Here is an 18,485-nt window from a genome sequence, read left to right on the forward strand (position 1 = left end):
TATTCTTATTTTGAAGATAATAAAGATTCCAGTTGCTGACGATCCATTTTAACATATTGAGCCAGTCGCTTTCCATATCCTGCATCAGCCTGATAGAAATAAGAGATCATTTTAGCCACTACCTTTTTATTCTCGACACTGTTCAGCGCACTACCCAGATTTTTAATCAGATTATCCTGGTCTTTTTTAGAGAAAGATCGATAGAGCTCTCCGGCCTGTTTAAAGTTGTTTTCTTTATCAATTTTGGCCTGTGTTGTAGATGTGCCGGCAGGAAAAACAGTTTGGGAATATTTGAATTTTTTATTATCCGTAACTTCCGGCTTAGCTGTTGAAGGCTGGTAGTTTACTTCTCCACTCTGAGCTCTCATAGACATGTAACCGTTTTGGTTATAGGTGGTCACATTATTTTTCGAGGCATTAATTGGCAGCTGCTGGAAGTTTCCACCAATTCTGTGTCTTTGGGTATCAAAATAGGAGAATAATCTTCCCTGCAGCAGTTTATCTTCTGATGGCTCAATTCCGGGAACAAGAGTACCTGGAGAAAAAGCAGCCTGCTCTACCTGTTGAAAATAATTTACAGGATTTTGATTAAGGGTCATCGTTCCTACTTTTATTGATTTTGCAATAGTTTCCGGCCATACTTTGGTCACATCTACCGGATTAAAATCAAGCTTTTCAAAATCATCCTTTTTCAGCATCTGTACATACAAATCCCACTTTGGAAAGTCTTTATTCTGGATAGAATTATATAAATCTCTGGTTGCATGTTCTATTTGTGTAGACTGAATTTTGTCAGCCTCTTCCTGTGTAAGGTTTCTTTCCCCTTGTTTTGGAACCCACTTGTATTTCACATAGGTTATTTCTCCTTTTGCATTAACCCATTTAAAAGCATGTACACCATTTCCTTGCATTTCTCTGTAATTGGCAGGAATTCCGTTATCAGAGAATAACCAGGTCAGCATATGAGTAGCCTCCGGAATATTAGCCATAAAATCAAAAACCCTGTTATTGTCAGAAGCATTATTAGTAACCGGAGAAGGTTTAAAAGCATGTACCATATCTGGAAACTTAATTGCATCTCTGATAAAAAATACAGGTAAATTGTTACCCACTAAATCATAATTTCCCTGATCCGTATAAAATTTAACGGCAAAGCCTCTTGGATCTCTAAAGGTTTCCGGGGATCCCTGCTGATGTACTACGGTAGAGAACCTTACCAATACCGGAGTTTTCTTACCGGCCTTTGATAAAAAATCAGCCATTGTAACATCAGAAAAATCAGCATCTGCAACAAACTCACCAATGGCTCCTGCTCCTCTTGCGTGCACTACCCTTTCAGGAATTCTTTCTCTGTCAAAAGCCGCCAGCTTCTCAATTAAATGAATATCCTCCAACAATACCGGCCCATTATTACCCACTGTTTTAGAATTTTGATTATCCCCTACAGGACTCCCTGTATTAGTAGTTAACTGCTGAGAATACACGGTCGATGTTATTAGGATTCCCGCTAATAAAACATTTTTTTTCATAATTTTTTATTTTATAATGGGGCAAATATAGAAAGATGATGTACTGGATTTAACTTAATAAATTCAATCATTTTAATTTATCAAATCTATTGACATTTAATAAGCCGATAGATTCGGTCTACTATTTTTTATAAAATAGATATTAAATAATATAACCTATTATTCTGTGTGACAATTAAAATTGTGTTTTATGTAGTTTTATAACTACAGATTTGAAAACCTCTTGTAAGGAACATTTATGTACTTTTGCGGAAAACTTACATTAGACATTATATCAGCAAAAATAATAGAGAAACACTGTTAATTTTTGAAAAAATTCAGCTTATCATTTACTTGAAGGCATTATAGCAGTTATTTTACAGGATCACTATTGACAATAGATCATCAGCAGTAGTTTACAGAGTGCTATTTTACATTTAACAAAATAAATATCAGACATTTAAATAAAAAAACATAGGATTATGAGACAAAAGAAAATTTCATTAATTATTCTTGGTATTCTGACAGCATGCACCTCCCCGAAAAAGGAAAATAAAAAAGAAGATTCGAATACAGTATCACCCGTTAATACCCCAAAAACAGACCTTATAGGAAAATGGGTACAGCCTATTCCGGGGCAGGAAAGCGAAAAACAAGGTTTTGAACTTCGTAACGATGGTATGGCAGCATCAATAAATATGCACACATTACTGTATGATCAATGGAAAGTTTCTCATGATACTCTTTTTTTATGGTATCATACAGAAGGAGTAAGACAGGTTTCAAGTGATATAGACACTCTCCTGATTAAAAAACTTGATGATAAATCCTTAACCATTTTATCTGTAGTTGGGAATTCCGGTGCCAACGATGAGCAAACATACAGCAAAGAAAAATAAATAGTTAATATCTTTTATTTAGCAGAAGCCTCTACTATTGAAGAAACTTACCATAAAGAAAAATAGATTGTAAGGTCTATTTTTTTGTGTACTGATGATTTGTCCCCCACACAATCATATTTCAATCAATTACAATGACCGATTGCTTCCTGATTATGATATTCCTGAAGGTATATTTAAGGACTTCTGATCTTCTTCAAGATACAAAATCAGCTATTTTATATGGATATAATGCAAACCAACTCTCATTTGCCATAAATTCAATAAATACCATTTATTATACCACTATTATCAAAAATCCTTTCAACAGGATATCAATGCAAATGCACTCCTAAATACAAATTTAGTACAACTGACCGCCCTGATAATCTACATAACTATCATTTTAAATTTAAAAGCGTGTAGTTTTAAAACGATACTCACCCCCTTCTACCGGCTGTTAAATTTTGCTAATTTTATAATACTATACCATGGATACTTTATAATTACAAGTATTAAAAATGTTTCATAAACAACTTATATTTTTATTTCTTATAACTATACAACTGTATAACAGCCAGCAACCCGCTTCTATATGGTATGATACAGAGAACGGACTTCCTCAGAACAGTGTAAAGGATATTACCAAAGATCAGTACGGATTCATCTGGATCAGTACGGAAAACGGATTGGTACGTTATGACGGAAATAATTTTGTCTCCTATAATCATCTCAACTTTAAAAATAACAGATTTACCACTTTTTTTGGAAATGCAAAGAAAGACACTATTTACAATGCAACAGCTTATGATGAAAATACAGCATTAATATCTAAAAGAAATGTGGGTATTCTCACTCATAAATCCGGCTGTTTACAAAGAGTTTTACGTGAAAGCAAATCGCACCTTATTTTTAGTAAAAATGGAATACCTGAGCAGTTTGAAGCTACAGATTTCTTTATTTATTTTGATAAGAACAATTATTATCATTTGCTGCATGATGGAACAATACAATACAAGGATCAGAAAATTACAACGCTGAAGCATCTGCATAAAAACTATATATCAAATACTTTTTGCATTGATCAGACGATCTTTATCATTTCTAAATCTTTAAAAAAAATAATTAAAATTTCTCCTACCCGTATAACTTACCTGAATGCACCTGAGATTTTCTTCAAAAATGACATCAAAGTATACTGGAGCCAGATTAACAATCAATCTTTTATTATTCAGAATCATACGTTGTATAAAATACGGTATGAGGGAAATACCTTCAGTACAAAAAAAATAGCAGATTATGACCTTAATAAAAATTCTTTATCTGCCATCTATCATGATGAAGTAAACAATAAACTCTACCTTGGAACATTATCTGATGGGTTGAATGTAATCAAGTTTAATAATTTCCATGTAGCCAACAAATCAGATAAATCTTATGAGAATATTTTCTATTCGATACTTCCTTTTGAAGATGATAAGGTAATTACTTCTCTGGGTGATGTATATAATGAACACGGACTGGTAAAACAGTATCATTTTAATACAACCAGCAAGTTTTTTTTACTGTATGATCATCAAAAGAATATTCTTGTTCAGAGTGATTCAGGTTTACTACGTTTTCTTAAAAAGTCCAATTATTCTGAAAAAGAAAACATTCCTTTTAAAAATGAAGCCTCTTATGCATGGAGATTGAGAAACTATTTCATTGTAACCTTTTACAAACCTACTTTGAAATCGATCCTTACCTTCTATAGAAATTCCGACTTTAAAACCCCTTTTTTACAATTTTCCATTCCTAATATTGTAACCACAATACATGAATATGATCATGATAAGTGGCTGGTAGGAACCAGAGATGCTTTGTATTCCATAGAAGCACCCTCTTTTGTTCCTAAAAAAATATCGGTCAACGCTTTACATGTAAGAGAGATTACAAAGACAAAGGATGGGAATTTGTGGATCACGACTCAGGGAAATGGCTTTTTCCTTTATAAAAATAAGGAGCTCATTAAAATGCCGGAAGATAAAAACGGATATCTTTTATTTTCGCATACTATTCTTGAAGATAAAAAGGGTTTTCTCTGGATTAGCACCAATAACGGACTGTTCCAGGTACTGAAGAACAATCTTCTGAAATATTCTCAGGACAGAAAAACTTTTCCAGGCTATTACCGATACAGCAAGGAAGATGGCTTTAATACGAATGAGTTTAACGGTGGATGTTCTCCCAGTGCTTCAGTTCTTCAGAATGGAAATTTTGTATTCCCTTCTATCAAAGGCCTGGTATTTTTCGATCCTGAAAAAATAAGAAGCTATTATCCTAAAAACTTCTTTTTAGAGCGGGTTATTTTTTATGATCCGAAAAGCAGTGTAAAAGGGCAGAATATCAATCTGGAAAACAATTTCTATAAGGCGGCAATTTGGGTGGATGTACCCTATTATGCCAACAGAGCTAATTTGGTGATCGAAGCAAAACTGAAAGGTTCTAAGAATGAAAAATGGGAAAGGGTAAACAATGATGGCAAATACTGTATCTCAAATCTGGAGCCAGGACAATATCAGCTTATTGTAAGGGTATTGGCTTCTCCAAAAGGCAAATACATGTATAAAACGATTAATATTAATGTAAAACACCTGTTTTATCAGATACTTATTTTTAAATTTTTTATCATCCTGTTTATCTCTGTTTTTACATTAAAATTGATAAAACTCAGAATAAAAAGACAAATATTAAAAAAGAAAGAACTTGAAGAAATTATTGAAATAAGAACCCGGAAATTATCAAAAACCGTCTCAAAATTAGAATATACCAAGGAGCAGCTCCGAAAAGAGAGTGTACAGCAGAAAAAGCTATTGGAAACGATAAGCCATGATATTATTACGCCCATCAAATTCTTATCTATCACTGCCAAAAAGCTGTATGAAACAGATGAGCATGACCGCTACATTCAAAAGAAACATTTTGAAAGTTTCTACAAATCTTCTGTTGAGTTTTACAATTTCGTGAAAACCTTAAAAGAATATGCAGAGATTTATAATATTTCTGAAAAAAATGAAACCTATAATGTTTACGAAGTGGTAGAAGCTAAAAAGACTCTTTTTGAAGTGGCCGCGAAAGAACAAAATACCCATATTGTCAGTAATATTAAAAATCCTACTTATTCAAAAATCAACCAAAATGTAGTTGCGGTTATCATCCATAATCTCATAGACAATGCGATCAAAAATACGACCAACGGAGTCATAGAAATTTCTACCATTGAGGATGACACTATTTTTTTTCTGGAAGTAAGAGATACCGGTAAAGGCATGAGTAAGGAACAAATGACCTATTATGAAAAGCTTCAGGATAATATTGAAAATGAAAAACTGGTTTTGCAAAAATACAGTTTAGGATTGCATCTTATTCTTCAGTTACTGATGATGATCAATGGTAAAATTGAATTTAAAAATAATAAACCCAGTGGAACTATTGTATCAATTCAAATAAAAAAACAAAAACATGACTAGAAAAATTATTATTGCTGATGATCATTTTGTAGTAAGATTAGGCACTACCCTAATTTTGGAATCCCACTACAAAGATGTAAAAATTTCATATGCCGAATCCTACACGGAACTCACGGATAAATTACTTGCTGAAGAATTCGGTCTGCTCATCCTGGATATTAATATGCCGGAAAGTAAATATTTAAATATGATTGGGGAAATAAAGAAAATACAGCCCAATCTTAAAATTCTGGTTTTCTCTGTGTACGATAATGATATCGCAGTACAGTATATCATTGAAGGTGCTGATGGATATATTAATAAACTTTCTGATGAAAACAATATTCTGGAGGCCGTTCAGCAAATCTTTGAAACCGGAACCTACTATTCTCCGGAAATTGTGAAAAAACTGGTTTCTTCTGCTAAAAAAGACACCCCCATAAATCCACTTGAAGCTTTATCAGAAAGAGAAAAGGAAATATTTGATTTGCTGGTTAAAGGATATGGCAATATTGAAATTTCCAATGAATTAAACCTTCACCTTTCCACAGTAAGCACCTATAAAGCAAGAATTTATAAAAAACTAAATATTAAAAACACGGTTGATCTTGTCAGGCTGGGAGACCGAAATCAGGTTCATAAAAAATAATTAAAAATCCTCGTGACCATTTTAAACACGATGTCTTGCTGTTATGTTTAACTCAGATAATATTTCCTATGAAGATCTTAATTATAGAAGACCATAAAGATTTGATCATCAATATCACTGATTATCTGAAAAAAGAAGATTATATCTGTGAAACAGCATCAGATGCCCGAACCGCATTCGAAAAGATTGAACTTTTTGAGTACGACTGTATTCTTCTTGATCTGATGCTCCCCGACGGAAATGGCCTGGATATTTTAAAACACATTAAAAGTTGTTCTGCCGGGACAGGAGTAATTATTGTATCTGCAAGAGATTCGTTAGACATCAAGTTAGCAGGACTGGATGAGGGTGCTGATGATTATATTACCAAGCCTTTTCCTCTTCCTGAGCTTCATTCCAGGATAAAAGCAGTTTTCAGAAGGAAAACTCCGGAAATCCATCGGCATCTTACCTTCAATGAAATATCAATAGATCTGGAATCTAAAGAATGCAGTATTAATAGTCAGTTGATCACTTTAACAAAAAAAGAATTAAACCTCTTGATTTATTTTATCAACAACCAGAATAGGATGTTGACCAAACAGGCCATTGCCAGTCATTTATGGGGAGATTACACCTATAGTATTGACAATATCGACTTTGTATACCAACATCTGAAAAACCTAAGAAAAAAGCTCATAGAATCTGGAGGGAAAGATTATCTGCAGACTGTTTATGGATTAGGTTATAAGTGGATAGACAAATGAATTTAAGTTTACGATTTGCACGGGCTTTTGCCTGTTTGGTATTCTGTGTTCTGATGACAGGTTTTATTATTATGTATTTTGCTCTGGAAAGGACAACGGTTCGCTCTGCAATCCTAAAACTACAAGCACAGAATATGCAGGCAGTCCATCAGCTGAAACAAGATCCCTATTTGGATTACACTCTGTATGGCCAGAATCCTGCCATTGATGTACTCCCTGAATATCAGAATATATCAAAGGAAAAAAAAATTGAAGAAGAATATATTTGGAACAGTGCTACACAGTCTTATATCAATAAAATAGAAGTAACAGATTATCTGGTCATTCACAAAAAAAAATATTCTATAAAAAGTATCCGTTATATTACGATCATTGAACATCGGTTTTTAACAAGTATCCTGATGGTGATTGCATGGATCATGATATTTCTGATCATCCTCACCATCATTGTCAGCACTATTGTTTCAAGAAGTATTCTGGAGCCGTTCTATTGCTCCGTGGATGAGATCAAAAAATTCAATTTAAAAGATAATCGCCGGATGAATCTTATGGAGACCAATATCAGAGAATTCAAACTTCTTAATCAGTTTTTGCTGAAAATGTCTGATACTTCAAAAAAAGATTACAATCTGCTGGAAGAACTTTCTGAAAACACATCTCATGAACTTCAGACTCCATTGGCTTCCATAAAAGGAAAGATCGAGCTGTTAATGGACAGTCAACTTTCTGAAAGCCAACTCATCACCCTAGACTTGATGAATCATGAATTGGACAGGCTCTCTTCTATCAACCAATCTCTTATTCTTCTGGCAAAACTGGAACATTTTAAGGAAAAAGCGACCAATCCCATCAATTTTTCTGAGATATTACGGGAAAGACTACAGTATTTTGAAGAAATTTTCACTCTTCAAAACCTCTCTGTCTTCAGAGACATTCAAGATGATATTTTCCTACCCTTTGATGAAAATCTGTCTGCCATCATCATCAACAATCTCATTAGCAATGCCGGAAAGCACAATATGAATAATGGTGATATTTGTATAAAGCTCACAGAAAGTTTTTTTGAAATCTCCAACTCCGGTTACCCTCCTACACTACCTCCAGAAGAATTATTCCAGAGATTCAAGCGTGGCAACCCCAATCAAAACTCTATCGGGATAGGTTTGGCATTGGTAAAGAGAATTTTGGAGATTTACAATAAGAAAATATCTTATCACTTTAGCAACAATTCACACACCATCACCATACATTTCACAAATTAAAACAGTGAATAACAAAAACATAACAACAAAACACACCCATCAGTAGCAACTTCAGAATTTCTTCAGAATTTATGTCTTGTTTAGGTGCAAATAAAACCATCTATGAAAAGAATGTTATTAATTCTAGGTTTAATAGGTTTTCAAATGGCTTACAGTCAGGATACTATAAAACCTAAAACACCTGAAATTGCTGCTAAAAAAAATCCCTTAGATATTGGTGAGCTCAAAATCAATCTTAATCCAAAAGGAGACAAATGGCTAAAGTTCAGTGTTTCCAGCCAGATATGGCTTCGTAACATTGAAAATAATCCGGGCACTGCTGTGAATTCTATCCCTCAGCAAGAGACTTATGATGCAGGAATGCGAAGAATGAGGTTAACCATTCAAAGCCAGATTACTCCTTTTTACACTGTATTTATTCAGGTAGGAGCAAACAATCAAAATTTCATCTCTGGAGGAGGCTCCGGCACCGGCACGAACGGAGCAGGAAAAAAGGCGGCTTTCTTCTTCCATGATGCTTATAATGAATTAGCCATTGTTCCCAGAAATAATTTTCAGACAGGACAACTCAATAAAAACAATATTTACATGGGAGTTGGTCTTCATTCCTGGAACGGAGTAAGCCGGATGACCAACGGCAGCACGACAAAAATGCTGGCAGGAGACCTTCCTATTTTTAATTTTCCCACGATTGAAATTGCAGATCAGTTTTCCCGACAGTTTGGAGTATTTGTACATGGAGAATTCAACAGGCTTAATTATAGATTCAGTGTCAATAAACCTTTTGCTACAAACATAAAGCCCAGCATAGGAGGAGGCGCTGTAGATAATAATCAAAACGGTAAGTTATCATTTGCAGGATATACCTACTACCAGTTTTTCAACAAAGAAATTACAGCAACCTCTTTTCTGGCCGGGAATAACCTCGCTGTAAAAAAAATACTGAATGTCGGAGCCGGATTTTACACCAATAAAAATGCTACGTTGACTCAGCCCAAAGAAAATGTTTTTGAATCTCATAATGCTTCAATTTTTGGTACCGATATCTACTCTGAAATTCCCGTTGGAAATCAAAAAAAAGAAATGGGACTTACTTTATATAGTGTCTTTTATCACTATAACTATGGACCCAATTATTTAAGAACAAGCGGTATTATGAATCCTGGCACTGCAGATCCTGACTTTACAGGACAAAAAGCATTGGAAGGAGCAGGAAATAATCGGTTTTTAATGGGAACCGGAAATATATTCTTTACCCAGGCAGGTTTTGTACTTCCAAAATTCAGTAAAATCCTTAAGGTTCAACCATTTTTCAGCTATGCTTTAAAAGATTTGAAAGCCTTACATGAAAAAGGAAGCTACTATGACGTAGGGGCTAATTTCTTTCTCTACGGCCAAAATGCCAAAATTGTAGCTCAGTACAGCAGCAGACCCATATATGATGCGGTTTCAAAAATAATTTTTGATAGAAAGGGAGAATTCCTGCTAGGACTTTACATCGTACTTTAAAATTACGTTCTATGAATACAACTCAAATTACAACTTCGCAGAGAATCAAAGCCATCATTGGGGGTTCCATAGGCAACCTGGTGGAATGGTATGACTGGTATGCTTACGCAGCATTTGCCATCTATTTTTCAAATTCATTTTTCCCGGATTCCGATCTTAATGCACAGCTGCTTAATACTGCCGGAATTTTTGCGGTGGGTTTCCTCATGCGGCCTGTTGGCGGATGGATGTTTGGAAGTATTGCAGATAAAATTGGAAGAAAAAAAGCCATGACACTTTCTGTTTTGCTAATGTCTTTCGGATCATTACTGATTGCCCTTACTCCTACTTATGAGACCATAGGAATCTTAGCTCCTGCTATGTTATTGATTGCAAGACTCCTGCAAGGATTAAGTGTGGGAGGAGAATATGGGGTTTCAGCTACATACCTGAGTGAAATGGCAGATGAAAAAAGAAGAGGTTTCTATTCAAGCTTTCAGTATGTAACTTTAATTGGAGGACAGCTTATCGCTTTGGGAATTCAACTCATTTTGCAGAAAATAGTACTCACAGAGACCCAACTGCAGGATTGGGGCTGGAGAATTCCTTTTGTAGTAGGTGCTTTCCTTTCTGTTATTGCTTTATATCTCAGATCAAGCCTTCATGAAACTGAAGCTTTTAAAAACAAAACTTCCCATGAAAAGAAAGGAACAATCAAAGAACTTCTTAAGCATCCAAAAGCTGTACTTACCGTAGTAGGACTGACATTAGGAGGAACATTGGCATTTTATACTTATACAACGTATATGCAAAAATTCCTAGTCAATACGGTGCATCTTAGTAAAGAGCAGTCTACATTGATATCATTTGTTTCTTTATTTCTTTTTGCGTGTCTGCAGCCTTTATTTGGTATGTTATCTGACAAAATTGGAAGAAAACCCTTATTGATTGCTTTTGGAATTCTTGGAACAGTATGTACAGTACCCCTTCTCACCATGTTAAGTCTCATTACTTCCGCTTGGGCGGCATTCTTTTTAATTATGATTGCCTTAGTGATTCTTAGCGGATATACTTCAATTAATGCGGTTGTAAAAGCTGAACTCTTTCCTTCGGAGATCCGGGCTCTGGGAGTAGGTTTTCCTTATGCTCTGACTGTTGCTATTTTTGGCGGAACTGCCGAATATATTGCCTTATGGCTAAAAAAAATGAATATGGAATCATTATTCTATTGGTATATCACAGCATGTATACTTTTCTCCCTGATCGTATATGCAAGAATGAAAGACACAAAAAAAATATCAGAATTGGATAAAGATTAGATGCCACTATCTGTAAGTCCAAAATCTGGCGATCTGTGATATGTATTCTTCATTCTATCCCCTAACACCTTACAACTAATAAAATAAATATAAACACTTATGAAATCAAAAAAAATATATCAGCAGCTTTACTTCCAAGTTGTTATTGCGATCATTGGCGGTGTATTTTTAGGCCAGTTCTACCCTGAAATCGGTGAGAAAATGAAACCATTGGGTGATGGTTTTATTAAAATGATTAAAATGATTATTGCACCCGTTATTTTTATTACCCTCACATTGGGGATCGCTCATATGACAGATCTCACAAAAGTGGGCCGGATTGCCATAAAATCAATGATTTATTTTTTTACCTTCTCTACATTGGCTCTTGTGATTGGGCTTATTGTGGGCAATCTATTACAGCCCGGATCGGGATTAAACATAGATCCTGCAAATCTTTCGGGTGATATTTCTCAATATCAGCAGAAAGCTCATGAAACAACCATCACGGGATTTATCACCAGTATTATTCCTGATACGTTATTCAGTCCTCTCGTGGGTGATAATATTCTTCAGATATTATTGGTTTCGATTTTAATGGGCGTTGCTTTGGTTTTAACCAAAAATAAAAGCCAAAAAATCATTGATTTTATCCAGGATTTATCAGCACCCATCTTTAAAATTGTTCATATGTTGATGAAGCTAGCTCCTATTGGGGCTTTTGGGGCTATGGCATTTACGATTGGGAAATATGGGCTATATTCTGTTTTAAACCTAATTTTTTTAGTTGGTACCTTTTACATCACTTCTATTCTCTTTGTCATTATAATATTAGGAGCTGTAGCGTGGTATAATGGATTTAATATTTTTAAACTCATTATTTATCTTAAAGAAGAAGTTCTTCTGGTATTGGGAACGAGTTCTTCAGAATCTGCACTGCCGGGGATTATGGAAAAACTTGAAAAAGCAGGCTGTTCAAAAACTATTGTAGGTTTTGTAGTTCCTACCGGTTATTCTTTTAATCTTGACGGAACCAATATTTATATGACCCTTGCTTCATTGTTTATTGCACAGGCTCTCAATATCCACCTGCCCATCGAAAAACAGCTGGCTCTTCTTCTGATTGCTATGCTAAGTTCTAAAGGAGCTGCAGGAGTAACAGGAGCTGGTTTTGTCACTTTAGCCGCAACATTGGCTATCGTCCCTGAAATTCCTATTGCCGGAATGACATTGATTTTGGGAATTGATAAATTTATGAGTGAATGCAGAGCCATCACAAATGTTATGGGCAATTCTGTAGCGACTATTGTTGTCGCTAACTGGGAAAATCAGCTGGATAAAAAACAACTTCAACGATGTCTTAACCATCCCATTAAAAACATTACTGAATAAAAACATTATTCCTATATTTAACTTCATATTAGTAAAGCCCTGTTTTAAAAATTTTAAAGCAGGGCTTTTTATAGATATAAATCATTTACAATCACTATAAAAACCGTCATTCCTATCGTTAAATAACTACAAACCTTATGCCTTCGCAAGCAAATTTATTATATAGTTTTGCTATAAAAGAAGTAATATGAAAAGGTGGTTTTTATTTTTCGTTATTCCAATGGGAATAATATTAATTGGTTTATTATTCATTAGGTCCAGAAACATAAATAATTCAACTCAGCATCATAAATCAGCAGCAGACTCTCACGATATTAAAGACAGTTCTTTTCAGAAAGAATACCTTAATAAAGGGGGAATAACTGTTGTAAATGTATGGGCAACCTGGTGTCAGCCATGTGTTCAGGAAATCCCTGTTTTTCAGAAAATAGCAGCAGAAAATAATACGGTAAAATTTGTTTTCTTATCATTGGATGATGATCCGAAAAAATTAGAGATGTTCCTTACAAAACATCCTATCAATGATATAACGTTTAAAAACAAAGGTTATATAGAGGCCATCAAAACATTTCTGGGCGGGAACGGGATCATGGGATATAATGTCATTCCACAGACTTTTATTATTAAAGATGGTAAAGTTGTAGACAAAAATACAGGTGGAATTGACTATCGAAATTTTACAAACAAGTTGAAATCATTCTACTAGCTCCAATCATAATTTTTTGGATTATTCAAATAATTTAACAACATAAAAAAACCAAAATAATGAAATTTAAATCTCTATTATTTATGTCCCTATTTTCCATAATAGGGTTTGCTCAAGAAAACAGACCTCATGAGTGTAAAGCAGACGAAATGATGAAAAAACATTTTGAACTGCATCCTGAATCTAAGGCTGAATATGAAAATTTTGAAAAATTCACCAAAGATTTTGTAAAAAAGATGGAATCAAACAAAGCTCCATTGAATAAAAATGTCAATACTCCCACCTATATCATCCCTGTAGTTTTTCATGTGTATGGAGAATCTCAGAGTGGTGTATTGGCAAATTATCAGAAAGTAGTTGACTTACTGGAGCAAATCAACTTAAATTTCAATGGAATTAATACCGATTCAAATACTGTGGATTCTTACTTCCAGCCTATTAGGGGCACATTAAGTATTGAATTCCGCTTAGCTAAAATTGACCCAACCGGAAAAGCCACAAGCGGCGTGATATTTCATCCTTTCAAAAGTGGATATGGCAACGGTGGCGGATATGATGCACAAATTGCTGCAGATGCATGGGATAATACCAAGTATATGAATGTGTATATACAAAATGATCTGTATGCTAATAAAGTTTTTAACAACTCAGGAGTTGCCTGGTATCCCGATTCAAACATGACCTCATCCAATACAGCCAGAGTTGTTTATAACGGCCGTTATATATATGATGCTGCGGGAACTGTGGCTTCAAACGAATTTTCTGATACATTCACTCACGAATTCGGGCATTGGTTAAATCTTCAACACACGTTCAATATTCCTTGCTCAACGGGAAACCCTAGTAATGATGGTGATGGAGTTGCTGACACCCCTGTAGAAGATAATTCTTCCGGATTAGGATGTAACCCTGGAAATAATTGTCTTGGACAAAAAGTGAACGTTGAAAACTATATGGGATACAACGGTTCCGCCGGTTGTTATAAAATGTTCACCACTGGACAGGTTAACAGAATGTTAGCCGCATTAAATCACCCTTCAAGAATAAATTTATGGCAGCCTGCTAACTTAGCAGCAACCGGAGTTGCTAATACTCCCCCTAAATTGACTCTTAGCAACAGTACCTTTACAGAAAACCTAGACAATAATGGAGCAGTGTCCTTAGATGGATCAGTAGCATCTGTTCCTGCATCAACCATTACCTTAAACGGAGCAACATTTGCCATATCGAATGGAACAACTCTTATTGCAGGAACACATTTCACATCTTCATTACCCGCTGGAGTAACAGCAACGATAGTCGTTACAAGCCCTACTACTGCTACCCTTACTATAAATGGTGCGGCAACCACCCATCCTAAAAGCCAGGTTCTCAATTCATCAATTACGTTCTTAGATACAGCTATAACCGGAGGTGTAACTTCACTAGGTTCAACGACCGCTTTAGCATTAACTTTTTCTTATAAAGATCCTTATAAAATAGTTACAGGAATTCCTTTAGAAAGCTATGCCAATCCAACAGCAACAACTGTAGCCATAAACTCCGGAGCAACCTGGAAATATTTTATCATTAACCCGGAGCTTAGTGATGATGCAGGGTATGGTGCCTGGTACTATGGGGCCAATCAATTAAAATTGGAAACCTATTGGAAAGGATTAGTATGCGAAACAGGAACCAGAAATATTAGTTTACTTCCTGCCTGCACCACCATAAGTAATGCGAATAATTTTGGTTTCCCTATTGCTACTCCAGGACAACTTGACGTCTACACTCCTACCTATACTGTCTGGTCTGGTCAAACCGCTTATGTTGGTTTTAGAACCCGATTCGAAGGCTACAGGATTAACGGCTATTTCAAACTGACTGTCGGTTCCAATGGTTCAAGTTATTCTGTAACTGAGTTTGGCTACAACACACAGCCATTTGGCAGTATCACAACACCTTGTACATTATCCACTAAAGACATTGAGACCAACTTAGAAACTTCTATTTATCCGAATCCGGCTTCTGATATTTTGAATATTAAAACAAAGGGGAAAATTAAATCAATTACGGTTTATGATATGTCCGGAAGAAAAATGAATGCTAAAGTTATTGGTGATAAGGTTGATGTTAAACACTTCCAAAGCGGAACTTATTTAATTGATATTGAAACTTCTTTAGGAAAATCTTCCCAAAAATTCATTAAAAAATAGAATCAAACACTCTATCAGTAAAATATGATTTATAATAAAAGGTCTCATTTTTAAAAATAAATTCGTCAAACATTCATATTTTAACTCCCTGTATTTTTTGAGATGGTACAGGATTAAGATGGGCTCATTGAGCTCATCTTTTTTGTTTTTCATTCCTAAAAACATATTGTACGACAATTTATAACTTCATAGATATAGTCTAATATCTACAATTTATATTTCTCATTACTTAAGCTATTTCAATAAGTTTGTACTTATTAAGTTGTTTATGTGCACTTTACTACTAAATATAAAAATAGGGGACATTTTTGAAGACAAAACTATATCCATCTATCCAATTTCCGATTTTTAGTACTAATGACATTATTCATAATATTAAATTTCATCCTTTTTAAGTTTAAAAACATACTATAAATTGGGATATAAGCCAAGTAACTTTTTTAAGGATATAGTGCGTATTATTAGTATTTAAGTGTACAATGAAAGATGAGTGTATTGCTCATCTTTCTTTTTTCTATATCATAACTTTCATCATAATTGATTAAAGCAGATAATTATACTGTTTTATGTATCCAAAAACATCTATTCTCACAAATTATGATAAGCATACTGATACTGCACAATTTTGAAAATCAAAACTTTATTAACACATTAATGTACCCCTTATGATATAACCTGGATCTTACATTCAGTACATTTTAAAAGAGGATGAGCAATTTTGTTCATCCTTTTTATTGTACTATGACATGTCCATTAAAAAATATGACAAGTAAGATCACTAATGCTTTCATCCATGTAGTTTTATATCCACACATACGTTTTTTTATCTCACAACAAAGGGAGTAATTTTGTCACCAACTAAAGAATTATATTATGAAAAAGATTATGATTTCAATGGCCTTTGCAGCCACTCTCTTTGTTTCATGTCGTAATGAAAACCTTGAAACCAGTTCTGCTGCTGATAGTGGCATCGTAACCAATAACGGCAGTATGTACAAAATTTCGGAATTACCATTAGTACCAGAGTTTGCAAAACCTATTGAAAAAGAAGGAGAAGTAAGAAAATTTATACTTATCAAAAATGATGGCATCCAACTGAATTTCGAATTAACAAGTAACAAAGCTACTTTATTTGGAAAAATGAGAACCTTTATTGGAACGGTAAATTCTAAAGGAAAGAATAAAGAAAAGGCTATCATGATCGTAGGAGAAAACGGCTTTGACTTATTTTACTCAAATCAAAATCAGGATTTCAGACTGAAGGGCAATCAGGATCTCAATATCGGTTTGCAAAAAGGAAATCTTGGTATCAACCCTGATCACCAGACTCAGTTTCTGACTTTAGCGAAGAAAAAAGGATTAGATGGTAGTCGTTTATTACAGGAAGCCAATAAAAAATCGGTTGATAACGACCAACGTTATGAGGTAGCAATAGAAAAATCAAACAATTATTCCTTAATTAATGTAACGGCAACCCAACAGAAAAAAGGAGCGGCCGAAGGGAAAGGAATATGTAAAGCAGCTTCTCTTCCTTTTCCCTCTAACGAAAAATCTCAAGATAGGAATTCAGGGTCTTTGCGTGCGTACAATATTGAAGTGGTATATAGTGACAGTACTTTTGATTTTAACTCATTATACGCAGCTCTTTTAACTTCCCTTAATTCAGTAGATTCAGGGTTTGAAGCAATCTCACCAAATGTCACCCAATATCCAGGACGCCCTAATAATCCTGATTTTCCATTATCCGTAGAAGATGAATTGTATTATAACAATGTATTTTCTAAGGTAGATAACTCAAGTGAGCAATTAAATAAGCTTACACATTGGATTGCAGAGGCTAAACCTCATAGTCCAGGAAAAGTAGTTAGGGTTGCTCTATATGAAAATTATTGGTCATCGAGTACTTATGGGTTGGCATGGATCGACCAATACCGTTATAGTGGCAGTATTCAAAGCAGTGGTCGCAAATACTCATCCTTGATAGCCTGTGATGATTATAATAGTACACTCGCTCATGAATGTGGTCACAATTTAGGAGCAATCCACGTTGACAATACCGGGGATGTTATGTATAAAAGTGTTAATGGCTTCTGGGGGGCTTACAACGTTTATACTCATCATGATGCCACCAATATCTCTAAAATAAAGACTTCACTGACCTATTAAATGTAAAAGATTATATGATATAATCCATATCTTAACTTCAGTATATTGTAAAAAAGGATGAACAAAACTGTTCATCCTTTTTAATTTAACACCAATTAAAATTTATTCATAATACAGCAATAAATAACTTCCTGTTCGTAGTACAATATCTACAGTTTTAAGTCTCTATTCTTTTAATTATTTCAATAGGTTTGTAGAAATAAAGTTCACTTACAAAGTATCAATAAAGATGCTTGACAAAGCTCATCAGTCATAGAAATATTTATCCTGGTTTATTCCGGATTTTCATTAAGAATGATATTATCTGTATTCAATTTCAACATCCTGATTTAGAAGATCACCCCTCCGGATATAAACCGTAGATTTTTTTGTAAGTGTTAGCAGAAAGATGGGCTATAGCTCATCTTTCTTTTTTTATCTCCAATGATAAAATTATAGGAAAGAAATACGTCACCAATCTATTCAACAATAACAGCTCATATTCCAGATCATTTAACAATACAAAACTGAAGTTAAAAACACTTCATATTTTTCACCACAATAAGAAATAAAATCAAAAATGCTGTAGTTTTTTGACGATATTTTCACATTTTATTTCACCCTTTCATCCACTTATTCTTACACCCTTTTTTTTATTTAATTGAGTTTAAAAAAGATATTTGCCCTATAAATATTCATGCCATGGGGAATTAATTTCACATTCGTA

At 34.4% G+C, this 18,485-nt stretch carries 12 protein-coding genes; 11 read left to right on the forward strand and 1 reads right to left on the reverse strand.

The genetic code is table 11. The annotated features are described in order from the left end of the window. Window positions 1-5: 5 nt before the first annotated feature. Window positions 6-1,529 carry a catalase gene (locus tag CQ022_RS05690; RefSeq protein ID WP_165791637.1) on the reverse strand — a complete coding sequence of 508 codons (1,524 nt, stop codon included), beginning with the start codon at window positions 1,527-1,529 and terminating at the stop codon, window positions 6-8. A 461-nt stretch (window positions 1,530-1,990) separates the two neighbouring features. Here CQ022_RS05690 and CQ022_RS05695 point away from each other — a divergent pair, with 461 nt between their 5' ends. From CQ022_RS05695 to CQ022_RS05750, 11 genes are all read left to right on the forward strand, one after another. Continuing rightward, window positions 1,991-2,407: a lipocalin family protein gene (locus CQ022_RS05695; protein ID WP_105681946.1), complete on the forward strand. Its 417-nt coding sequence runs from the start codon at window positions 1,991-1,993 to the stop codon at window positions 2,405-2,407. Between the two features lie 500 nt (window positions 2,408-2,907). Continuing rightward, the gene (locus CQ022_RS05705; RefSeq protein WP_105681945.1) at window positions 2,908-5,898 is read left to right on the forward strand and encodes a two-component regulator propeller domain-containing protein; all 2,991 of its coding nucleotides are present in this window, start codon (window positions 2,908-2,910) and stop codon (window positions 5,896-5,898) included. After that, entirely contained in the window at window positions 5,891-6,526 is a 636-nt protein-coding gene (locus CQ022_RS05710) for a response regulator transcription factor (protein WP_105681944.1), read from the forward strand. Before CQ022_RS05705 ends, CQ022_RS05710 begins: the two co-directional genes overlap by 8 nt. A gap of 68 nt (window positions 6,527-6,594) precedes the next feature. Further along, window positions 6,595-7,272 (forward strand): response regulator transcription factor, encoded by a 678-nt coding sequence (locus tag CQ022_RS05715; protein ID WP_105681943.1) that lies wholly within the window; start codon window positions 6,595-6,597, stop codon window positions 7,270-7,272. Beyond that, the gene (locus CQ022_RS05720) at window positions 7,269-8,534 is read left to right on the forward strand and encodes a sensor histidine kinase (RefSeq protein ID WP_105681942.1); all 1,266 of its coding nucleotides are present in this window, start codon (window positions 7,269-7,271) and stop codon (window positions 8,532-8,534) included. The genes CQ022_RS05715 and CQ022_RS05720 overlap by 4 nt, the downstream gene beginning before the upstream one ends. Before the next feature lie 102 nt (window positions 8,535-8,636). Beyond that, a complete protein-coding gene (locus tag CQ022_RS05725; protein WP_105720511.1) occupies window positions 8,637-10,043 on the forward strand; it encodes a porin in 1,407 nt (468 codons plus the stop codon). Window positions 10,044-10,054: 11 nt separating this feature from the next. Beyond that, window positions 10,055-11,341 (forward strand): MFS transporter, encoded by a 1,287-nt coding sequence (locus tag CQ022_RS05730; RefSeq protein ID WP_105681940.1) that lies wholly within the window; start codon window positions 10,055-10,057, stop codon window positions 11,339-11,341. Between the two features lie 99 nt (window positions 11,342-11,440). Then, window positions 11,441-12,712 (forward strand): dicarboxylate/amino acid:cation symporter, encoded by a 1,272-nt coding sequence (locus tag CQ022_RS05735; RefSeq protein WP_105681939.1) that lies wholly within the window; start codon window positions 11,441-11,443, stop codon window positions 12,710-12,712. Between the two features lie 187 nt (window positions 12,713-12,899). After that, complete coding sequence (locus tag CQ022_RS05740; protein WP_105681938.1) at window positions 12,900-13,418, forward strand: TlpA family protein disulfide reductase; 519 nt, start codon at window positions 12,900-12,902, stop codon at window positions 13,416-13,418. 59 nt (window positions 13,419-13,477) lie between these two features. Next, on the forward strand, window positions 13,478-15,613 hold the full coding sequence (locus tag CQ022_RS05745; RefSeq protein ID WP_105681937.1) for a zinc-dependent metalloprotease: 2,136 nt from the start codon (window positions 13,478-13,480) through the stop codon (window positions 15,611-15,613). Window positions 15,614-16,498: 885 nt separating this feature from the next. After that, the gene (locus CQ022_RS05750) at window positions 16,499-17,779 is read left to right on the forward strand and encodes a zinc-dependent metalloprotease family protein (protein ID WP_165792430.1); all 1,281 of its coding nucleotides are present in this window, start codon (window positions 16,499-16,501) and stop codon (window positions 17,777-17,779) included. The last annotated feature ends 706 nt before the right edge of the window (window positions 17,780-18,485 follow it).

It is taken from the genome of Chryseobacterium culicis (assembly GCF_002979755.1).
GTDB lineage: Bacteria > Bacteroidota > Bacteroidia > Flavobacteriales > Weeksellaceae > Chryseobacterium > Chryseobacterium culicis_A.